The organism is Agromyces cucurbitae (genome assembly GCF_058349945.1).
The window spans coordinates 16,654-35,389 of the sequence record NZ_JBYRES010000006.1; the positions used below are offsets into that span (position 1 = coordinate 16,654).

Genomic DNA, 18,736 nt, shown 5'->3' on the forward strand with positions numbered 1-18,736 from the left:
CATTCGTTCATGAACTGTGGTTCATGACTCACGACGAAGGGAACGAACATGCGCACGAACACGATCGACGCGGTCGCCGACGAGCGGACCCGCCCGGGCGGGCGCGGGCAGGTGCGCCTGCACTTCACGATGTCGCTCGACGGCTACATCGCCGGGCCCGACCACGAGATGGGTTGGATGGCTGGCTTCTCCGAACTGCCGCCCGGCACGGTCGAAACCTCGGTCGACGCCACCGGGGCCATCCTCTGCGGTCGCGACTTCTTCGACGCGGACGCCGGCATCCACAGCATCTACGGGGGCGAATGGAGCGGTCCGGTCTTCATGCTGACCCATCACCCGGCCGATGCCCGTCGCGTCGACGGAGTACGAGTGCTCAGCGGCGACGTCGCCGACGCCGCCGCCACCGCGCTCGATGCCGCGAACGGCAAGGACCTCGAGGTCTTCTCGGCCCAGATCGGCACCCGGCTCCTCGAGCGCGGCCTCATCGACCGCATCGATCTCCACATCCTCCCGATCCTGCTCGGGCGCGGCCGCCGGCTGTTCGCGGGCCACGACGGCCCGCCGATCAGGCTCGCGAACCTCCTCGGCGACGATCCTGCCGCGGCCGTCTCGGTGTGCTTCGCCCCCGAGGAGATCCGGCGGGCGTGAACGCGGCACGGCCGGGTACCGGGCTGCGCCGCCGGTTCGGGATGCCTCGCGGCGAGGCATCCCGAACCAGCGGGCGCTGCGCGCCCTACTGGGCCGCGCGATACCGCTCGACGGCACGAAGGCCGCCGGCGAGCGCGCCGAAGAGCACCGCGGCGATCGGCCAGATGACCCACGAGATGCCCCAGGCGCTGCCGATGAAACTCCACGCGAGGAAGATCGCGACGACGATCGGCCAGTAGAACGCCGCGATCACGCCGACCAGGCTGCGACGCTCGCCGTCGGCGGAGTACCCGTCGCCGTCGGTCTTCGTCAGCGTCTCGGCGACCGACTGCGCCCAGTTCCGCGGGATGAAGACGACGAGCCCGGTCGCGACCATGACGAGCGTGCCGGCCACGGCGACGCCGATCCAGCTGTTCGTCACCGACGGCGGCGCGAGCAGGCTCATCGCGATCACCGGTGACGCGCAGAGCACCCAGAGCCCGATCGCGACCTGCAGGGCCGTCGCGCGCGACGGCGCGACCTCGCCGGCGAGCTGTTCGGCCCACCGGTCGACAGCGGGGGTGCGAGTGAACTCCCCCGCGGTGAGGCGGCGGAACGGCGCGAGCTGCTGGTCGCGCCGCACGATCATGAGCACGGCCGCCACGACGACGAGCAGGAGGCAGGCGAGGCCGATGAGCACGGCGACGTCTTGGCCGAGGCCGATCGCCCCGCCCGACGAGAGCGTCGCGAGCGCGACGAGCGGCGCCGGCGAGACGACGAACATCGCGATGGCGAGGCCGAGTCGCGGCTCGGTGCGGCGGCGCACGTCGGCGTACCGCTCGGCCTCGTCCTGCGTGACCGGGGCCGGCGCGATGCGGCGCGACGCCGGGCGGGCCGGCTGGGCGGGCGCCGACGTCGGCACCGGCGCCGCGCCGGCCGCGGCCGGGGCGATCTCGGTCGCGATGCCGAGTTGCGGCGCGAGCTCGTCGAGGTTGCCGAACTCGGTGATGACCCGACCGACGGCTTCGTTCTCGCTCAGCCCGTCGGCGATGAAGCCCGTGTAGGCGTCCTCCATCATCGCGTGCAGCTCGGCCTTGGCCTCGAGCATCTTCGCGGTCTGCGGATAGGCGCTGAACATCGTCTCGAGGTAGGCGGTGATCACGTTCATGCTTCGACTCCTTCGATGAATCGGTCGACGACCGACTTGGTGTCGCGCCACTCGGCGACCTTGGACTCGAGGTAGGCGAGCCCCTCGGGGGTGATCTGGTAGTACGTGCGCGGCTTGCCCGACGCCGAGGCGCCCGCGTACGAGGTGACGAGGTTCGCGCCCTCGAGGCGCTTGACCGCGGAGTACAGCGTCGTCTGCTTGATCGAGTAGTCGGCCCCGGTGACGGCGTGGATCTGCTGCGCGAGCTCGTAGGCGTACGAGGGCCGCGTGCGAAGCAGGGAGAGCACCATGAGATCGACGTACCCGCGAATGGCGTCGGCGCTGATCATCTCGGACTCCTTTCACGTGCCGGATCGATAGTGCTCCGAACGTACTATGTCTGCCGTAGTACGTCAAGCATTCCATTCTTCGGCATGGAATGGGTCACTCGGCCGCGAGACTCCCGGTCGGACGACGCGGGAGGTCGCGCCGGCGCAGCCACGGCTGGAACCACGAGGCGGCGTTCGATGCGAGCGCCACCGTGCCCATGGCGAAGATCACCGGCGCCGGCCCCCACTGCTCGGCGAGCACACCGGCGAGCACGCCCGCGACCGGCATCCCGGCGAAGTTCACGAGCTGCGCGCTCGTGCTCTGGCGCGCGAGCATGTGCTCGGGCACGTACGACTGGATCCACGTGCGGCGCAGCACGTTCGCGGCCACGATGCCGGCCACGGCGAGCGCGTCGGCGACCACGACGGCCCAGAGCACCGGCCCGGGAGCGGCGAACGCGAGGAGCGGCAGCATGAGCCCGGCACCCGTCAGCATGATGCTGATGCCCCGGGCGTCGCCGAGCGCCCGGCCGAGCCATGGCGCGGCGAGGGCGCCCGCGACGCCGCCGACCGACGTGATCGCGAAGACCAGTCCGATCGCCGCGGGGTCGAGGTGCAGGTCGCGGCTGAGCCACAGCACGAGGATGGCCTGCTGCCCGATGAGCCCGAAGTTCGCCACGGCGCCCTGCAGCACGAAGAACCGCACCATGCGGTCGCCGAACACGAGCCGGAGCCCCGACCGCACCGACGCCCACAGGCGCTCGCGCGTCGCCGGCGCCTCGACGGGATGCCGGCGCATGAGTACGAGGCAGACGAGCGAGACCGCGAGTCCGATCGCCTCGCCGAGCATGCCCCTCACGGGCCCGATGAGCTGGCCGACGAGGCCGCCGAGGCCCGGCCCGACGGTGTTCGCCGCGTTCTCGGTGCCGAACAGCAGGCTGTTGGCGACACCGCGATCGCGTTCGGGGACGATGCGCACGAGCAGCTTCGTGTAGGCGGAGCGGAACGCGATCGTCGCGGTGCCGGCGACGAGGGCGACGACCACGAGCTGCCACAGCGTCAGCACGCCGAGGAGCGCGGCGACCGGCACCGAGGCGTAGGCGAGCATCGAGATCGCATTGGCACCGATCATCACGCCGCGCGGCGAACGGCCGTCGACCCAGGCGCCGATCGGCAGGCCGACCACCAGCCACGGCAGCCACGTCGCCGCGGCGATGACCCCCATCCAGATCGCCGAGGCGTCGAGCTGGTGCACGGCGATGAGCGGCAGGAGCACGCTCGTCATGCCGGCGCCGGTGACCGAGGCCGCCTCCCCCGCCCAGAGCAGCAGGAAGTCGCGATTGCGAGCGAGGCCGGCCCGCCGGGCGGGCCCGCTCCGACCATGCCCGTCCGCGCCAGACGCCTCCGCAGTCGCGACGACCGTCGTCTCGTCGATGCTCACGGCCGGTTCGGGAACGCGCGCGCCCACGCGAGCACGGCCTCCCGCCCCTCCGGGTCGCGACCGGCGAACGACCGGAAGACGGCTTCGAGCGCCTCGCCGAACTCGGTGGTCTCGGCCGGGGTGAGCCACAGCCGCGACTGGTGCGCGAACGCGACCTCGGCCCACTCGGGCCGGTCGTCGCGCTCGGCGAGCCACTGCCGCGCCTGCGCGTGCTGCTGCTCGAGCATCTGCACTTCGATCGCGTCGGCGATCGCACGGCCGGCCGGGTCGTCGAACCCCGTCGATGACCAGCGGATGCCGCGCTGCGCCCGCTGCCACCAGTGCTCGCGGGCGTCGCGCGCGAGTTCTGGCGCTTCGACGATGAGCCCGGCCCGGGCGAGGATGCCGAGGTGGTGGCTGACACTGCCGATCGCGACCCCCGCCTTCTCGGCGAGCATCGAGACCGTCGCCGGGCCGTCGATCGAGAGCAGGTCGTAGAGGCGGTTGCGCAGCGGGTGCGTGAAGGCCTTGAGCACGTCGACGTCGACAATGTCGCGGATGCCGTCGGGGTCTGGGGTCGTCGCCATGCCCCTCAGACTAGAAGCACAAGAGTGTTTGCACAAGTAGTCTTGTGCATTTCACGCCGATCGATCGGGGCGGCCGGAAGGCGGGTCGATCGGTGCGCCGCGTCGGGCCGCCCGTGCGGGACTCGGCAGACGGCACCGGGCTCCGGCCGGTCAGGCCGCCCGGCGCACGCCCTCCGCGAGCCTCGCGAGCGGGATCTCCGCCCCGACGATGCGCTCGGCCGCGCGATGCCCCGACAGCAGAGCCCCGTGCACGGTGGCGGGGTCGGTGCTCCACGCCGCCTCCCCCGCGAAGTGCAGCACGCCGCCGACGGGCGTCGCGAGCGCGTCGTGGTCGGCGTGCGAGGCCCCCGCCGCGACGTACGAGTACGAGCCGAGCGAGAACTCGTCCCCGCCCCAGCGGGTGATCCAGCGGCCGACCGGGTCGGGCACCGACTCGCCGTAGTTCGCGCGAAGCCCCTCCATCGCCGACGCGACGATCTCGTCGTCGGCCATGGCCTCGATGCGCCTCGCCCACTCGCCGCCCGCGAACGTGAGCAGCATCGGTTCGCCGCTCACCGCCGACACGTCGTACCACGAGTGCCACGGGAAGCCGGGCTCGCCGTGCTGCCGGATCGCATAGACGCCGTCGTGCCAGAACCGCTCGGGGAATCGCAGGAAGACCTTGTCGAAGACGCCCATGCCGAGCCGCTCGATGGGACCGGCGACGACGTCGGGCAGCTGCGGTGAGAATCGGATGCCGCCGGCCTTCAGCACCCCGAGCGGCACCGTGACGACGGCGCTCGACGCCTCGAAGACGTCGGTCGCGGTCTCCACGCGCACACCGGACTCCGACCATGCGATCGCCGTCACCCGCTGCCGGAGCCGCACGTCGAGCCCGTCGGCGAGCGTGCGCGGCAGCACGTCGTAGCCGCCGGGGAAGATCACCTCGTCGCCGTCGATCGCGTCCTCGTCGAGCCCGTGGGCGGCGACCTGCTCGATGTCGGCGCCGCACTGCTCCTCGGTGCGGTGCCGGTGGAACGCCCGTACGCGCGCCGCACGACGGGCGTCGAGACCGGATGCCGCGACCGCGCGCTCGCTCGCGTCGGCATAGGTCTCCCCCGGCACAGACGTCGCCGCGGCCGCCAGCAGCAGCTCGTCGGCGGCCTCGACGTCGGCGATCCACTGCCGCGTCTCATCGCCGGAGAGGCGCCGGTGCTCCTCGTCGAAGTCGGCGATCGGACGCCCGCCGGCCTGGAAGCTGCCGACCGTGAACTCCGCGGTGTCCATGCCGAGCTCGGCCACGAGCTCGGTCAGCGGGTTGTCGGTCAGCCCGTGGATCCACGACGCACCGCGGTCGACCGGGAAGCCGGCCGTGCGGTCGGTCAGCATGCGCCCGCCGACGCGATCGCGCGCCTCGAGCACGACGACGTGTCGGCCCTCCGCCTGGAGCAGTCGCGCTGCGGTGACGCCGGCGATGCCGGCGCCGATGACGATGGTGTCGACCATCGGATTCTCCTCGTCGGGTTCGGTGGTGCTGAAGCGGGCGAGACGGGATGCCTCGAGCCCGAGCGGCTCGATCGCGCGAGCACGGCCGGCCCGAGGCATCCGCCCCGATTCAGGTCATTCGGGGGCGAGCACCTCGGTGTCGCGGTTGAGCGAGCGCTTCTCGAAGTAGTCGCGAGCACCCGGGAACATGGCCCACACGAACATGAGCACGGCGCCGAGCAGGAGCGAGCCGACCCCGACGATGAAGGCGCCGCCGACGCCCGCGAGCTGCGAGTACCCGTAGTCGGGGTTCAGCATGTCGATCGCCGACTGCACGAAGGCCCACGCCATGAAGACGCCCCCGATGAGCGGGAAGACGAGGCGGTAGAAGACGTTACGACGGCTCGCGAAGAGGGTGCGGCGGAAGTACCAGACGCACGCGAAGCTCGCGATGGCGTAGAAGAAGGCGATCGCGAGGCCCATCGAGAGCAGCGAGTCGGCGAGCACGTCGGTCGAGACGAGGTTCATGCCCGCGTAGTAGACGATCGCGACGACGCCGAGCAGCGTCGTCGAGAACGTCGGCGTCTTCGTGACGGCGTGCACCTCGGCGAAGCGCGCGGGCAGCGCCTTGTAGACGCCCATCGCGAAGGTGCCGCGGGCGGTCGGCAGGATCGTCGTCTGCGACGACGACAGCGCCGAGATGGCGACCGCGATGACGAGGAACCAGCCGAACGGGCCCATCGCCGTGCCGGCGAGCACCGAGAACACGTCGTCGGCGTGCGCCTCGTTCGCGAGGCCGGTTCCGGTGTCGCCGAGGCCCGCGTACATCATCGCGACGACCGTGACGCCGACGTACGTGAAGAGCAGGATCACCGTCGTGAGCGTCGCGGCGCGACCGGGCGTGCGGCGGGGGTCCTTCGTCTCCTCGGTGAGCGCGAGGCACGTGTCCCAGCCCCAGTAGATGAACAGGGCGAGCAGGATCGCCTGCACCATGCCCGTGCCGTCGGCGAGGAACGGGTTGAACCAGTCGAGCGAGACCGGCGTCGGGTCGGGTGCGGTGCCGGTGAAGAAGCCGATGAGGCAGCCGACGACGAACGCGGCCATCGCGAGGTACTGGATCGCGAGCAGCACCTGCTGCATGCGCTCGCCGATCTCGACGCCGCGCAGCGACACCCACGTCATCACGGCGATGATGATGCAGCCGAAGGTCGTCACGATGAAGCGGTTCTCGGCGAGCGAGCCGTCGCCGATGAGGCTCAGGAGGTAGGCCGAGGCGATCTCGGCGAGGTTCGCCATCACGAGCACGCCGGCGACGGCGATGCTCCAGCCCGCCATCCAGCCGGTTCGCGGGCCGAAGGCCTTGGCCGCCCAGGTGAAGACCGTGCCGCAGTCGGGCACGTCGTCGTTGAGCTCCTTGTAGGCGAATGCGGTGAAGAGCATCGGCACGAATGCGAGCACGAACGCGATCGGCGCCTGGGCGCCGACCGCGATCACGACGTAGCCGAGCGTCGCCGCGAGCGAGAAGAGCGGCGCCGTCGACGCGATGCCGATGACGGTCGAGCCCCAGAGCCCGAGCTTGCCGATGGCGAGGCCCTTCGTGGGGGTGCCGCCGGAGGGGTGCGGGGATGCCGCGGTCGCGGTCGCCGGGGTGTTCATGGGTGGTGCCTTCTCGTCGTCGAGGTCGTCGGACTCGAACGAGTGTAGCCCACAGACCGACTAGTCGGTCGGTCGATCGGATCACGATTCGAGCACGCCGGCTTCACCGGTGGCGGCGGGCTGCCGGCGGGCGCTCGCCGTCAGCCGCGCGAGCGATCCTGCAGCGACTCGATCGATTCGATGAGCGCCTCGACGTGCCCGGGGGTCAGCACGTCCTCCTCCCCCGCGGGAAGACTCATGAGGGCGTTGTGGTTGACCCCGTCCCCGACGAACAGCACGACGCGGGCGAGCGACGGGTCGCCGGTCGCCGACTCGAGCAGGTCGAGCCAGCCGGAACGGCAGTCGCGGAGGACCGCGAGCGCGTCGTCGTCGCCCGTCTGCGCGATGCGATAGCAGGCCTCGATGAGCCGTTCGAGCTCGCTCTCGCGGTCGAGCGACGAGCTCAGGTAGTAGCGGATGGCCCCCTCGGGCGCCGCGGCCATCTGCTCGGCGTCGCGCTCGGCCTGCGCCCTGAGCTCGGTGAACATCGCCGTGCGCAGCGCGCGCACCGAGGTGAAGTGGTGCAGCGTTCCCGACTTCGAGAGCCCGGCACGGGTCGCGACCGCTTCGAGCGTCGCACCGCGGATGCCCCGCTCGACGAGGAGGTCCGTGTACGCCGTCAGGATCCGCGCAGCCGGGCCATCCACAGTGATCACCCGACCATCGTACGAGAGGCGCGAGCCGTGGTCCGCCGCGGAGTGGGCGCCGGGTCACCGAGCGGCTGCGCGCAGCAGCCGCTCGCCGAGGTCGGTGAGCGCACGTCGCACCTCGTCGCCGTGCTCGACCTCGAACTCGATGCCCGACATGCCGAGGTACGCGGCGAACTCGACGGCCGAGTTCGAGCCGGCGACGAGCACCGTCGTCCCGTCGCCGTCGTCGGTCAGCGAGACGGCTGTCGCCTCGAACCTGCGGGCGACCTCGGCGATCGGTGCGAACATCCGCACCGTCGCACGGTGGCGATACGGCGCCGTCGTGATCGAGCGCGACGTGAACTCCAGGAGGGCCGACTCGGGGATCTCGCGGAGCGGGAACCCGTCCTGCAGCATCACCGCGCGATGGAGGCGATCGATGCGCAGCGTGCGCCATGTCTCGCGCTCGGCGTCGAGCGCAATGAGGTACCAGCGTTCCGCCGTGTGGACGATGCGGTGCGGATCGACCTGGCGGCGCACCTGTTCGCCGTCGTGGCGGACGTAGTCGATGCGCAGGCGGCGGCGTTCGGCGATGGCGCGTGCGACGGTCGTGACGACGGTGAGGTCCACGCGGTCCGCACTCGGCGCGAGGGGCACCATCGCCTGTTCGACCGCGCTGATCTGCTCCCGCGTGGCCGTCGAGAGCGACTGCTCGAGTTTCGCGAGGGCTCGCGCCGCGGCATCCTCGATGCCCGTGACGACGCTCGTCGCGGCCGCCCGCAGCCCGACTGCGATGGCGACCGATTCGTCGGCCGTCAGCGTGAGCGGCGGCACGCTCGCGCCGGCGCCGAGCCGGTAGCCCCCGTGGCGCCCGCGCACCGCGTCGATGCCGTAGCCGAGGGCCCGAAGATCGTCGAGGTCGCGACGCAGGGTGCGATCGCTCACCTCGAGACGTTCGCGCAATTCGGCGCCGGTCCACTCGCGTCGCGTCTGCAGCAGAGCGAGGAGCGCGAGGGTGCGCCCGGTGGTCCGACTCATGCATCGATTCTCCTCACTATCCGGCCGCATTGCGACCGGATATCGCCGGACGATGGAGACATGAACACGCAGAGCATCGACCCCCGACTCGTCCCCTTCCGCATCGAGGTCGCCGAGTCCGACCTCGCCGACCTCCAGGCCCGGCTGGAACGGACGCGGCTCCCCCACCCGCTGCCGGGCGACGGCTGGGACACGGGCGTGCCCGTCGCGGTCGTTCGCGAGCTGGTCGCGCGGTGGGCCGCCCACGACTGGCGCGCGACCGAGCGGCGGCTCAACGCGCTGCCGCAGATCACGACCCGGATCGACGGACAGACCATCCACGCCGTGCACGTGCGTTCGCCGCACGAGGGCGCGATCCCGCTCGTGCTGTTGCACGGGTGGCCGGGCTCGTTCCTCGAGTTCGAGCACCTCATCGACCCGCTCACCGATCCGGTCGCCCACGGCGGAGCGGCCGCCGACGCGTTCGACGTGATCATCCCGTCGCATCCCGGTTTCGGCTTCTCGACGCCGCTCGAAAGCGACGGCTGGACGGTCGAGCGCACCGCCGCCGCCTTCTTGGAACTCATGACCAGGCTCGGGTACGAACGGTTCGCCGTCCAGGGCGGCGACCACGGTGCCGCCGTGGCACCCGAGATCGCCCGGCAGGCGCCCGAACGGGTGATCGGCGTGCACGTCAACGGCTCGTTGGGGTCGTTCGTCGGCGAGATCGACGCGGAGACCCGGGCGAGGCTGACGCCGATCGAGCAGGATCGGCTGCGCCGTGTCGCCGAGTTCATGCAGCGCGAGTTCGGGTACATCGCGATCCAGGGCACGCGGCCCGGACTCATCGGCGAGATGGCCGCGGACAGCCCGGCCGGTCAGTTCGCGTGGATCTACGACAAGCTGCAGGCGTGGACCCACCCGCTCGAGGCATCCGCCCTCGATCTCCTGGGCGAGCAGTTCGTCTTCGACAACGCGTCGCTCTACTGGTTCACCGCGAGCGCCGGCTCATCGGCGGCGCTCGTCTACGCGCTCAACAACGCCTGGGGCGGGCCGAAGCCGAGCTCGGGCGTACCCACGGCGGTGATCGTGTTCGCCCACGACGTGGGACTGCGGTTCGCCGAGGAGCCGGGTCACAACATCGTGCGCTGGACCGACGTCGAAGACCGCGGAGGCCACTTCGCGGCACTCGAGGAGCCGGAGCTGCTGCTCGGCGACGTGCGGGCGTTCTTCGGCGAGCTGCGCTGAGGGCTTCGGCGAGCTGCGCTGAGGGCACAGTCGCCCGCGAGCCGCAGAGACACGAAAACCCCCGCACAGGCGGGGGTTTCTCGAAGCTGGGGTACCTGGACTCGAACCAAGAACAACTGAACCAGAATCAGCCGTGTTGCCAATTACACCATACCCCAATGGCCTGAAACCGCAGTTCCCGGGCCGAGAGACAACATTAGCCTACCGAGCCGCCCCAGCCAAACTGAGCTGCCCTCCGGGCGCGCCCGCCGCTCTCCGGCGGGCGCGCCCCGCGTTTCGAGGGTGCTTTTCCGCAGGATCCTCGCCGCCGAGGCGGCGGAAGTTGCGGAAAAGCACCCCCGGAACGGGTGGTCTCGACGAGCGCGCGTCAGCCGACGAGCGCCGCCAGCCGGTCGATGCGCGCGAGCGAGTCGACCTTGCCGAGGATCTGCATCGACTCGAAGAGCGGCGGCGAGACGCGGCGCCCCGAGATCGCGGTGCGCACCGGGCCGAAGGCCACGCGCGGCTTCAGGCCGAGGCCGTCGATGAGGGCGGCACGCAGTGCTTCTTCGATCGAAGCCGTGCCCCATTCGGCGGCGGGCAGCGCGTCGAGGGCGGCGCGGGCAGCGGCGAGCACGGCGGTCGCATCGGCCGGCAGTGCGCCGACGGCGGCCTCGTCGTACTCGAGCCCCGCGGCATCCGTGAACAGGAAGCCGAGCATGCCAGGTGCTTCGCCGAGCAGTCCGATGCGCTCCTGCACGAGCGGCGCCGCCTCGGCGAGGATCGCCTGGTCGGCCGGCGACAGCGGCGCGGCGACGACGCCGGCCCTCTCGAGGTACGGCACGGTGCGTGCGGCGAAGTCGGCGACCTCGAGCTGGCGGATGTGGTCGCCGTTGATCGCCTCGGCCTTCTTGAGGTCGAAGCGCGCGGGGTTCGGGTTCACGTTCTCGACGTCGAACGCGGCGACGAGCTCGTCGCGGCTGAACACGTCGCGGTCGGCCGAGAAGCCCCAGCCCAGCAGCGCGAGGTAGTTGACGAGACCCTCGGGGATGAACCCGCGGTCGCGGTGGTGGAACAGGTTCGACTCGGGGTCGCGCTTCGAGAGCTTCTTGTTACCCTCGCCCATGACGTAGGGCAGGTGACCGAATCGCGGGATGAACGTCGTCACGCCGATGTCGATGAGGGCGCGGTAGAGCGCGATCTGGCGGGGCGTCGACGAGAGCAGGTCTTCGCCGCGCAGCACGTGCGTGATGCCCATGAGCGCGTCGTCGACGGGGTTCACGAGCGTGTAGAGCGGCGCGCCGTTCGGGCGCACGAGCACGAAGTCGGTCGTCGATCCCGCCGCGAAGTCGATGCGGCCGCGCACGAGGTCGTCGAACCCGAGCTCGACGTCGGGCACGCGCAGGCGCAGCGCGGGCCGACGGCCCTCGGCGCGGAACGCGGCCTTCTGCTCGTCGGTGAGGTCGCGGTCGAAGTTGTCGTAGCCGAGCTGCTTGGGCCGGCCGGCGGCCTCGTTGCGGGCGTCGATCTCCTCCGCGGTCGAGTACGACTCGTAGAGGTGGCCGGCGGCCTTGAGCTTCTCGATGACCTCGGCGTAGATGTCGCTGCGCAGCGACTGCCGGTACGGCTCGTGCGGACCGCCGATGCCGATGCCCTCGTCCCACTCGAGGCCGAGCCAGGTCAGCGCGTCGAGGATCTGCTCGTAGCTCTCCTCGCTGTCGCGCGCGGCGTCGGTGTCTTCGATGCGGAACACGAACGTGCCGCCGGTGTGCCGTGCGTACGCCCAGTTGAAGAGGGCGGTGCGCACGAGACCGACGTGCGGGGTTCCGGTCGGTGAGGGGCAGAAGCGCACACGGATGTCGCTGCCGGTGGCCTGGGTGACGGGGTGAGCTGAATCGGACATCGGCTCAATGCTACCGAGGCCCGGGCGACGACCACGGTGCCGTCGTGGCGGGCTCAGCCGACGAGACCGTCCAGCGCGGCCAGCGCGCCGAGCGCCGCGGCCACGGCCGGCACCCGGTCGGCCCCCTTCGCGGTGACCAGGTGCAGCGATCGCACGTCGGCCCGGGCGGTCGGCCTGGTCACAACGCCGGGGTGCCGGGGCGATGCGGCGAGCGCGAGCGCCGGCAGCAGGGCGACGCCGAGCCCCTGCGCGACCATGCCCTCGACCGCGACGAAGTTGTCGGTCTCGAACGCGATGCGCGGCGTGAAACCGGCGGCGTCGGCGAGCTCGAGCAGGTGGCCGCGGCAGCGGGGGCAGCCCGCGATCCAGGGCTCCTCCCCCAGCTGGGCGAGGTCGATGGTCTCGGATGCCGCGGTCGGGTGACCGGCGGGCAGCACGAGTCGCATCGGCTCATCGCCGTAGGAGCGCACGTCGAGTCCGCGCGCGCTCGCCCGGTGCGGGTCGTCGCGGTCGCCCGGGTAGCTGAACGTGATCGCGACGTCGGCGCGGTCGGCGCGCACGGCGGCGACCGCCTCGGGCGGCTCGGCCTCGACGTAGGTCACGGTGACGCCGGGATGCTCCGCCGCGAGCGCGGCGATGAGCCGGGGCACGAGCGTCGCCGACGCCGAGGGGAAGGCGACGAGACGCACCCGCCCGGCGCGCAGGCCGCGGAGCTCGGCGAGCTCGCCCGCTGCGGCTTCGAGGGCGGTCGCGACGGCGTTCGCGTGGCGCGCGAGCACGCGGCCCGATTGGGTGAGCCGGATGCCTCGGCCCACGCGTTCGACGAGGGCGATGCCCGTGCGCTCCTCGAAGCGGCGCAACTGCTGGCTCACGGCGGGCTGGCTGTAGCCGAGCGCCTCGGCGGCGGCGGTGAGCGAGCCGTGCTCGGCGATGCGGCGCACGACCCGCACCGTCTGCAGGTCGAGCGCGGCGGCGAGGGCTTCGATCGAGGCGTCCGACATGCCGCAATCATAAGCCTTCGTTATCTGTGTCATAGATCACTGGGCCTTGTCGAATCAATCGTGCTCGCCGAGGCTGGAACCATGCTCGAACCCGGAGACCGCCTCGCACTCGGAGACCGCTTCGCCGGCGGCCGCGGCTACCTCGCCGCCTGCACGCTCGGCCTCCCGGCCGACGTCACCCGTGACGCCGTGCGCCGCGATCTCGAACGCTGGTCGACGGGTTCGGCGACCGCGGCCGACTACTCGGCGACGCTCGAGCGGGCTCGGGGACACGCGGCCGCGCTCCTCGGCACCGCCGCCGAGCGTGTGGCGACCGGCTCGCAGGTGTCGGTGTTCACCGCCCTCGCCGCCGCGTCGGCACCCGCCGGCGCCGAGATCCTCTGCGTCGACGGCGACTTCTCGTCGGTCGTCGCCCCGTTCCTCGCGCGCGGCGACCTGCGCGTGCGCCACGCGCCGCTCGATGCCCTTGCCGAGGCGATCACCCCGTCGACCTGGCTCGTCTCCTATTCGCTCGTGCAGTCGGCGACGGGCGAGGTCGCCGACGAGGCATCCATCACCGCCGCCGCGCGCGCCGCGGGCGCCCTGTTGCTCGTCGACACGACGCAGGCGACGGGCTGGATGCCGACCGACCGGGTCGCGGGCGACCTCGTCGTGTGCCACGCGTACAAGTGGCTGGGCGCGCCGCGCGGCGCGGCCTTCGCCGCGTTCTCCGACCGGGCGGTCGCCGAGTTCACCCCGCACACCGCCGGCTGGTACTCGGGTGCCGACCCGTGGGCCTCGTGCTACGGACCCGAGCTCCACCTCGCCGACGGCGCGCGCCGGTTCGAGGTCTCCCCCGCGTGGCACGCCTGGGCCGGTGCCGAGGCGGCGCTCGGCTTCGCCGCCGCGCTCGACCTGGCCGAGGTGCGGCGCCACGACGTCGGGCTCGCGAACGCGTTCCGCGAACGGCTCGGGCTCGATGCATCCGATTCGGCGATCGTGACCTGGCCCGATGAGACCGGATGCGACCTGGCGGCGCTGACCGCGGCGGGGCTCGTCGCCTCGGGTCGCGCCGGCCGCGCGCGTGTCGCGTTCCACCTCTGGAACGACGACGACGACGTCGCTCGCGCCGCCGACGCCGTCATGGGTTCGAAGCGGCCACTGGGCGTCAGCTGAGGCGTTCGGCCTCGCCGCCCGAGGCGCCCGTCGCGTCGATGAGGCCGTCGGCCTCGAGCCGCTCACGCGTCGTGATGGTCTCGTACTGCGAGCCGGTTCCCCCGGCCAGGCGCCGCTGGATCGAGACGGCGATGCGGCGCGCCTGCGTCTTCGCCCGTTCGGCGATCGGGCCGACGAACCGGGCGTCGACCTCGGTGTCCCAGCGGGAGAGCCACCGGTCGAAGTGGGCGTCGCCGAGCGGAGCCTTCGCGTGCACGGCGACATGCAGCGCGAGTGCGTTGCGACGATAGGCGCCGGAGTCGAACAGCACCGTCTCCCAGAAGTCGACCATGATCGGCAGGTGGTGGTCGAGGTCCATGTGCGCCACGTCGGTGAAGATCGGGCCGATCAGCGGATCGGCGAACGCCCCGCGGTAGAACGCCTCGATGAGCGCGCCCAGGTCGTCGCGGTCGCGGATGTCGCGGCGTGCCGCATTCGGTGCGCCCATGGTGGCTCCGCCTACTGCGCGGCGCGCACCGGGTTCGAGAGGGTGCCGAGCCCCGAGATCGTCACCTCGACGGTGTCGCCGTCGACGATCGGGCCGACGCCCGCCGGCGTGCCGGTGAGGATGACGTCGCCGGGCAGCAGCGTGAACACGCTCGAGGCGTAGGCGACGATCGCCGGGACCGAGTGCACGAGGTCGGCGAGCCGGCCGTCCTGCCGGCGTTCGCCGTTGACGCTCGTCTCGATGGTGCCCGACGCGAAGTCGACGTCGGTGTCGATGACCGGGCCGAGCGGGCAGAACGAGTCGAAGCCCTTCGCCCGGGTCCACTGGCCGTCGCGGCGCTGCAGGTCGCGGGCGGTGACGTCGTTGGCGATCGTGTAGCCGAAGATCACCTGGTCGGCGTCGGCCTCGCTCACGTTCCTCGCGATGCGGCCGATGACGACGGCGAGCTCGCCCTCGTGCTCGACCTGCTCGCTCTGCTTCGGCAGCACGATCGTGTCGCCGGGACCGATCACCGACGTGTTCGGCTTGAGGAAGAGCAGCGGCTCGGACGGCGCCTCGCCGCCCATCTCGGCGGCGTGGTCGTGGTAGTTCTTGCCGACCGCGACGACCTTCGACCGCGGGATCACGGGCGCGAGCAGCTTCGCCTCGGCGAGGGGAACCCGCTCGCCCGTCGGCTCGTACCCGGCGAACATCGGGTCGGCCTTGAGGACGACGAGCTCGTGCTCCTCCTCGTCGACGACGCCGAACGAGATGGCCTCACCATGGCTGAACCGTGCGATCTTCATGGCGTCCAGCCTATCTTTCGCCGAGTCGCCGAAAAGTGCTGCTCACGCGGCGACGAAGCGCAGGTTTCGGCGACTCGATGAGCATGCCGGCGGGCGGTTCGACGCGCTCAGGCGTCGGGAATCAGGCGTTTGCCGAGGCTCACCGCGTCGTCGACCGTGTAGCCGAGGCGCTCGTAGAAGGCGATCACCTCGGTGTTCGACGTGCGCACCTGCAGGTTGAGCTTCGGGCAGCCGCGCTCGAGCAGCAGCCGCTCGGCCTCCTCCATGAGCACTCGCCCGAGGCCCGTGCCGCGGGCCGGATCGGCGACCGCGAGGTAGTTCACCCAGCCGCGATGCCCCTCGTACCCGACCATCGCCGTGCCGACGACGTCGGCACGCCCACCGCGCGCGGCACCCGAGACCGCCACCAGGAACAGCTCGGGCTGCACCGTCAGCTTGCGCTCGATGTCGAGGTACGGGTCGTTCCACGGCTTCACGAGCCCGGCCGCACGCCAGAGCGCGACGACCTGCTCGGCGTCGCCGACGGCGAACGGCCGGATCGAGATCGATCCGGCCGCCGTCGTCACGTCGGCAGGTGCCGACGAAGAATCCGCGTCGGTCACGCGTCGAGCCGCAGCATCCACCCGTGCCGATCGTCGACGCGACCGTACTGGATGCCCGTGAGCTCCTCGCGCAGCGACATCGCGAGCTCGGTCGCGGCCTCGCCCTCGTGGACGATCTCGAAGTCCTCCGCGAGCAGCTTGCCGATCGGCACGACGACCGCGGCCGTGCCGCACGCGAACGCCCCGACGATCTCGCCCGACTCCGCACCCTGTCGCCATTCGTCGATCGAGATCTTGCGCTCCTCGACCTCGATGCCGCGGTCGCGGGCGAGCTGCAGGATCGAGTCGCGCGTGATTCCCTCGAGGATCGAGTCCGACTCGGGCGTCAGCAGGCGCCCGTCGCGCGTGACGAGCACGACGTTCATGCCGCCGAGCTCCTCGAGGTTGCGCTCGTCGTCGAGGAAGAGCACCTGCTGGCAGCCCTTCTCGTACGCCTCGGCCTGCGGCAGCAGGCTCGACGCGTAGTTGCCGCCGGTCTTCGCGGCACCCGTGCCGCCCTTGCCGGCGCGTGCGTAGTTCGTCGAGAGCCAGATGTTCACGGGCTGCACGCCGCCGGGGAAGTACGCCCCGGCCGGGCTCGCGATGAGGTAGTACGCGACCTTCTTCGCGGGGCGCACGCCGAGGAACGCCTCTTTCGCGAACATGAACGGCCGCAGGTAGAGGCTCGTCTCCTCGGCCGAGGGCACCCAGGCCCCGTCGACCGAGACGAGCTGGGTCAGCGAGTCGAGGAAGATCGACTCGGGCAGCTCGGGCAGCGCGAGACGCCGGGCCGAGCGCTGCATGCGCGCCGCGTTCGCCTGCGGGCGGAAGGTCCAGATCGAGCCGTCGGCGTGGCGGTACGCCTTCAGGCCCTCGAAGATCTCCTGCGCGTAGTGCAGCACGGCCGCGGCCGGGTCGAGCTGGATCGGCCCGTACGGCGAGACCCGCGGCCGGTGCCAGCCGCCCTTCTCGCTCCAGCACACGTCGACCATGTGGTCGGTGAAGTGCTGGCCGAAGCCCGGTGCGGCGAGGATGGCGTCGCGTTCGGCGTCGGACTTCGCCTCGGGGTTGCGGACGGTCTGCCAGATGAGCCCGGCGGCGGTCGGGGCCTGGAGCGGAAGGTCGATGGTCATGGCGCCCTCTTTCAGAGATGCATTTCAGAGATGCAGTTGTCGGATGCGGTTGCTACGAATTCGCGGGCACCGTGGCCGCGACGCGTGCGGCGATGCGGTCGCCGATCTCGGAGGTCGATGCGGCGGCGCCGCCGCGCTCGGCGACGTCGTCGGCGATCGCCCGTTCGACGCGGGTCGCGGCATCCGCCTCGCCGAGGTGGCGGAGCAGGAGTGCGACCGAGCCGATCGCGGCGGTGGGGTCGGCGATGCCCTTCCCGGCGATGTCGGGAGCCGAACCGTGAACCGGCTCGAACATGCTCGGGAACGTGCCGTCGGGGTTGATGTTGCCCGAGGCTGCGAGTCCGATGCCGCCGCTGATTGCGCCGGCCAGATCGGTGAGGATGTCGCCGAAGAGGTTGTCCGTGACGATGACATCGAATCTAGCAGGGTCGGTGACGAGGAAGATCGTCGCGGCATCGACGTGCAGGTAATCCACGGCGACGTCGGGGAACTCGGCGGCGACGGCATCGACCGTGCGCTTCCACAGCGACCCGGCGAAGACGAGCACGTTGGTCTTGTGCACGAGCGTGAGCCTGTTGCGACGGCGGGATGCCTCGGCGAACGCGAACCGCACGACGCGCTCGACCCCGTAGGCGGTGTTGACCGAGACCTCGTTCGCGACCTCGGCGGGCGTGCCGACGCGGATCGCGCCGCCGTTGCCGACGTAGGGGCCCTCGGTGCCCTCGCGCACGACGACGAAGTCGACGTCGCCCGGGTTCGCGAGCGGGCTCGCGACACCCGGGTACAGCACGCTCGGGCGCAGGTTGACGTAGTGGTCGAGCTCGAAGCGCAGCTTCAGCAGCAGGCCGCGCTCGATGTTGGCGCCGGCGAGCCGCGGGTCGCCCGGTACTCCCCCGACGGCGCCGAGCAGGATCGCATCGTGCGACCTGATCGCGTCGAGGTCGGCGTCGGTCAGCACGTCGCCCGTCTCGAGGTAGCGCGCGGCGCCGAGCGAGAACGGCGTCTGCTCGAAGGCGAGGTCGCCCCCGGCCGTCGCGGCCTCGAGCACCTTGAGCGCTTCGGCGACGACCTCGGGGCCGATGCCGTCCCCGGGAATGACCGCGAGCTTGACCGTACGTACCATGGATTCTCCTTCTCGCACCAGCCCCTCCAGCGTAGTGCCGTCGCTCGCTACGCTCAGCCGTATGACGAGGACTTCGTCGCCCAACGCGGCGCCTCGTCGACGCGGGGCCACCCCCGGCTCCGCGGGGAGAGGGAGGACGTCATGAGTCTCGGACTCGGAATCGTGCTCGTCGTCATCGGCGCGATTCTCACCTACGCGCTGAACATCAGCGTCGAGTGGATCGACCTGCAACTCGTCGGCTACATCCTGATGGTCGCCGGCGCCGTCGTCATCGTGATCGGCATCATCCTGCTCGTACGGCGTCGCAAGACGATCGCGACCGAGCACACGAGCATCGACCCGTCGAGCGGCGACCGGATGACTCGTGCCGAGCGCTCGACGCCGGAGGACCCGACGCTCTGACCCGCGGGGTCGTCCGCGTCACGG

At 71.4% G+C, this 18,736-nt stretch carries 19 protein-coding genes and 1 tRNA gene; 4 read left to right on the forward strand and 16 right to left on the reverse strand.

What is annotated here, in order from left to right:
* The first annotated feature begins 48 nt into the window (after positions 1–48).
* Complete coding sequence (locus AC3RJ6_RS18870; protein ID WP_491428677.1) at positions 49–648, forward strand: dihydrofolate reductase family protein; 600 nt, start codon at positions 49–51, stop codon at positions 646–648.
* Between the two features lie 85 nt (positions 649–733).
* Here the strand turns inward: AC3RJ6_RS18870 and AC3RJ6_RS18875 are convergent, their stop codons facing one another.
* The 8 genes from AC3RJ6_RS18875 to AC3RJ6_RS18910 form a co-directional block, all read right to left on the reverse strand.
* Positions 734–1,795, reverse strand: a complete 1,062-nt coding sequence (locus tag AC3RJ6_RS18875; RefSeq protein ID WP_491428678.1) for a permease prefix domain 1-containing protein — start codon at positions 1,793–1,795, stop codon at positions 734–736.
* Entirely contained in the window at positions 1,792–2,124 is a 333-nt protein-coding gene (locus AC3RJ6_RS18880) for a PadR family transcriptional regulator (protein WP_491428679.1), read from the reverse strand. The genes AC3RJ6_RS18875 and AC3RJ6_RS18880 overlap by 4 nt, the downstream gene beginning before the upstream one ends.
* Before the next feature lie 94 nt (positions 2,125–2,218).
* Complete coding sequence (locus tag AC3RJ6_RS18885) at positions 2,219–3,544, reverse strand: MFS transporter (RefSeq protein ID WP_491428680.1); 1,326 nt, start codon at positions 3,542–3,544, stop codon at positions 2,219–2,221.
* Positions 3,541–4,110, reverse strand: coding sequence for an ArsR/SmtB family transcription factor (locus AC3RJ6_RS18890; RefSeq protein WP_491428681.1), 570 nt, complete (start codon positions 4,108–4,110; stop codon positions 3,541–3,543). The genes AC3RJ6_RS18885 and AC3RJ6_RS18890 overlap by 4 nt, the downstream gene beginning before the upstream one ends.
* A 150-nt stretch (positions 4,111–4,260) precedes the next feature.
* Positions 4,261–5,595, reverse strand: a complete 1,335-nt coding sequence (locus AC3RJ6_RS18895; RefSeq protein WP_491428682.1) for a flavin monoamine oxidase family protein — start codon at positions 5,593–5,595, stop codon at positions 4,261–4,263.
* A 114-nt stretch (positions 5,596–5,709) separates the two neighbouring features.
* A complete protein-coding gene (locus AC3RJ6_RS18900; RefSeq protein WP_491428683.1) occupies positions 5,710–7,230 on the reverse strand; it encodes an APC family permease in 1,521 nt (506 codons plus the stop codon).
* Positions 7,231–7,370: 140 nt separating this feature from the next.
* A complete protein-coding gene (locus AC3RJ6_RS18905; protein WP_491428684.1) occupies positions 7,371–7,925 on the reverse strand; it encodes a TetR family transcriptional regulator in 555 nt (184 codons plus the stop codon).
* 54 nt (positions 7,926–7,979) lie between these two features.
* The gene (locus AC3RJ6_RS18910; protein WP_491428685.1) at positions 7,980–8,936 is read right to left on the reverse strand and encodes a helix-turn-helix transcriptional regulator; all 957 of its coding nucleotides are present in this window, start codon (positions 8,934–8,936) and stop codon (positions 7,980–7,982) included.
* Positions 8,937–8,996: 60 nt separating this feature from the next.
* Between AC3RJ6_RS18910 and AC3RJ6_RS18915 the strand changes: the two genes are divergently transcribed.
* Positions 8,997–10,163, forward strand: a complete 1,167-nt coding sequence (locus AC3RJ6_RS18915; RefSeq protein WP_491428686.1) for an epoxide hydrolase family protein — start codon at positions 8,997–8,999, stop codon at positions 10,161–10,163.
* An 86-nt stretch (positions 10,164–10,249) separates the two neighbouring features.
* On the opposite strand, the gene AC3RJ6_RS18920 is transcribed toward AC3RJ6_RS18915, so the two are convergent.
* From AC3RJ6_RS18920 to AC3RJ6_RS18930, 3 genes are all read right to left on the reverse strand, one after another.
* Positions 10,250–10,321: transfer RNA gene (locus tag AC3RJ6_RS18920), tRNA-Gln, on the reverse strand.
* A 209-nt stretch (positions 10,322–10,530) separates the two neighbouring features.
* Positions 10,531–12,045, reverse strand: a complete 1,515-nt coding sequence (gltX, locus tag AC3RJ6_RS18925) for a glutamate--tRNA ligase (RefSeq protein WP_491428687.1) — start codon at positions 12,043–12,045, stop codon at positions 10,531–10,533.
* Between the two features lie 53 nt (positions 12,046–12,098).
* The gene (locus AC3RJ6_RS18930; protein WP_491428688.1) at positions 12,099–13,046 is read right to left on the reverse strand and encodes a LysR family transcriptional regulator; all 948 of its coding nucleotides are present in this window, start codon (positions 13,044–13,046) and stop codon (positions 12,099–12,101) included.
* A gap of 81 nt (positions 13,047–13,127) precedes the next feature.
* Between AC3RJ6_RS18930 and AC3RJ6_RS18935 the strand changes: the two genes are divergently transcribed.
* Positions 13,128–14,201 (forward strand): aminotransferase class V-fold PLP-dependent enzyme, encoded by a 1,074-nt coding sequence (locus AC3RJ6_RS18935; RefSeq protein WP_491428689.1) that lies wholly within the window; start codon positions 13,128–13,130, stop codon positions 14,199–14,201.
* On the opposite strand, the gene AC3RJ6_RS18940 is transcribed toward AC3RJ6_RS18935, so the two are convergent.
* From AC3RJ6_RS18940 to AC3RJ6_RS18960, 5 genes are all read right to left on the reverse strand, one after another.
* Entirely contained in the window at positions 14,194–14,688 is a 495-nt protein-coding gene (locus AC3RJ6_RS18940) for a group III truncated hemoglobin (protein ID WP_491428690.1), read from the reverse strand. The two genes, AC3RJ6_RS18935 and AC3RJ6_RS18940, sit on opposite strands and share 8 nt — an antisense overlap.
* Positions 14,689–14,699: 11 nt before the next feature.
* Positions 14,700–15,473, reverse strand: a complete 774-nt coding sequence (locus AC3RJ6_RS18945; RefSeq protein WP_491428691.1) for a fumarylacetoacetate hydrolase family protein — start codon at positions 15,471–15,473, stop codon at positions 14,700–14,702.
* A gap of 107 nt (positions 15,474–15,580) precedes the next feature.
* Complete coding sequence (locus tag AC3RJ6_RS18950) at positions 15,581–16,075, reverse strand: GNAT family acetyltransferase (RefSeq protein ID WP_491428692.1); 495 nt, start codon at positions 16,073–16,075, stop codon at positions 15,581–15,583.
* Entirely contained in the window at positions 16,072–17,187 is a 1,116-nt protein-coding gene (locus AC3RJ6_RS18955; RefSeq protein WP_491428693.1) for a branched-chain amino acid aminotransferase, read from the reverse strand. Before AC3RJ6_RS18955 ends, AC3RJ6_RS18950 begins: the two co-directional genes overlap by 4 nt.
* 52 nt (positions 17,188–17,239) lie before the next feature.
* On the reverse strand, positions 17,240–18,310 hold the full coding sequence (locus AC3RJ6_RS18960; protein ID WP_491428694.1) for a 3-isopropylmalate dehydrogenase: 1,071 nt from the start codon (positions 18,308–18,310) through the stop codon (positions 17,240–17,242).
* Positions 18,311–18,451: 141 nt separating this feature from the next.
* Between AC3RJ6_RS18960 and AC3RJ6_RS18965 the strand changes: the two genes are divergently transcribed.
* Positions 18,452–18,712 (forward strand): DUF6458 family protein, encoded by a 261-nt coding sequence (locus tag AC3RJ6_RS18965; protein WP_491428695.1) that lies wholly within the window; start codon positions 18,452–18,454, stop codon positions 18,710–18,712.
* Positions 18,713–18,736 lie beyond the last annotated feature (24 nt).

Bases quoted from the DNA above. Each gene is read 5' to 3' on its own strand.
- AC3RJ6_RS18880 (WP_491428679.1), bottom strand. From the start codon at position 2,124: ATGATCAGCGCCGACGCCATTCGCGGGTACGTCGATCTCATGGTGCTC.
- AC3RJ6_RS18945 (WP_491428691.1), bottom strand. From the start codon at position 15,473: ATGAAGATCGCACGGTTCAGCCATGGTGAGGCCATCTCGTTCGGCGTC.
- AC3RJ6_RS18910 (WP_491428685.1), bottom strand. From the start codon at position 8,936: ATGAGTCGGACCACCGGGCGCACCCTCGCGCTCCTCGCTCTGCTGCAG.
- AC3RJ6_RS18930 (WP_491428688.1), bottom strand. From the start codon at position 13,046: ATGTCGGACGCCTCGATCGAAGCCCTCGCCGCCGCGCTCGACCTGCAG.
- AC3RJ6_RS18940 (WP_491428690.1), bottom strand. From the start codon at position 14,688: ATGGGCGCACCGAATGCGGCACGCCGCGACATCCGCGACCGCGACGAC.
- AC3RJ6_RS18915 (WP_491428686.1), top strand. From the start codon at position 8,997: ATGAACACGCAGAGCATCGACCCCCGACTCGTCCCCTTCCGCATCGAG.
- AC3RJ6_RS18900 (WP_491428683.1), bottom strand. From the start codon at position 7,230: ATGAACACCCCGGCGACCGCGACCGCGGCATCCCCGCACCCCTCCGGC.
- AC3RJ6_RS18935 (WP_491428689.1), top strand. From the start codon at position 13,128: ATGCTCGAACCCGGAGACCGCCTCGCACTCGGAGACCGCTTCGCCGGC.
- AC3RJ6_RS18895 (WP_491428682.1), bottom strand. From the start codon at position 5,595: ATGGTCGACACCATCGTCATCGGCGCCGGCATCGCCGGCGTCACCGCA.
- gltX (WP_491428687.1), bottom strand. From the start codon at position 12,045: ATGTCCGATTCAGCTCACCCCGTCACCCAGGCCACCGGCAGCGACATC.
- AC3RJ6_RS18965 (WP_491428695.1), top strand. From the start codon at position 18,452: ATGAGTCTCGGACTCGGAATCGTGCTCGTCGTCATCGGCGCGATTCTC.
- AC3RJ6_RS18870 (WP_491428677.1), top strand. From the start codon at position 49: ATGCGCACGAACACGATCGACGCGGTCGCCGACGAGCGGACCCGCCCG.
- AC3RJ6_RS18875 (WP_491428678.1), bottom strand. From the start codon at position 1,795: ATGAACGTGATCACCGCCTACCTCGAGACGATGTTCAGCGCCTATCCG.
- AC3RJ6_RS18960 (WP_491428694.1), bottom strand. From the start codon at position 18,310: ATGGTACGTACGGTCAAGCTCGCGGTCATTCCCGGGGACGGCATCGGC.
- AC3RJ6_RS18955 (WP_491428693.1), bottom strand. From the start codon at position 17,187: ATGACCATCGACCTTCCGCTCCAGGCCCCGACCGCCGCCGGGCTCATC.
- AC3RJ6_RS18890 (WP_491428681.1), bottom strand. From the start codon at position 4,110: ATGGCGACGACCCCAGACCCCGACGGCATCCGCGACATTGTCGACGTC.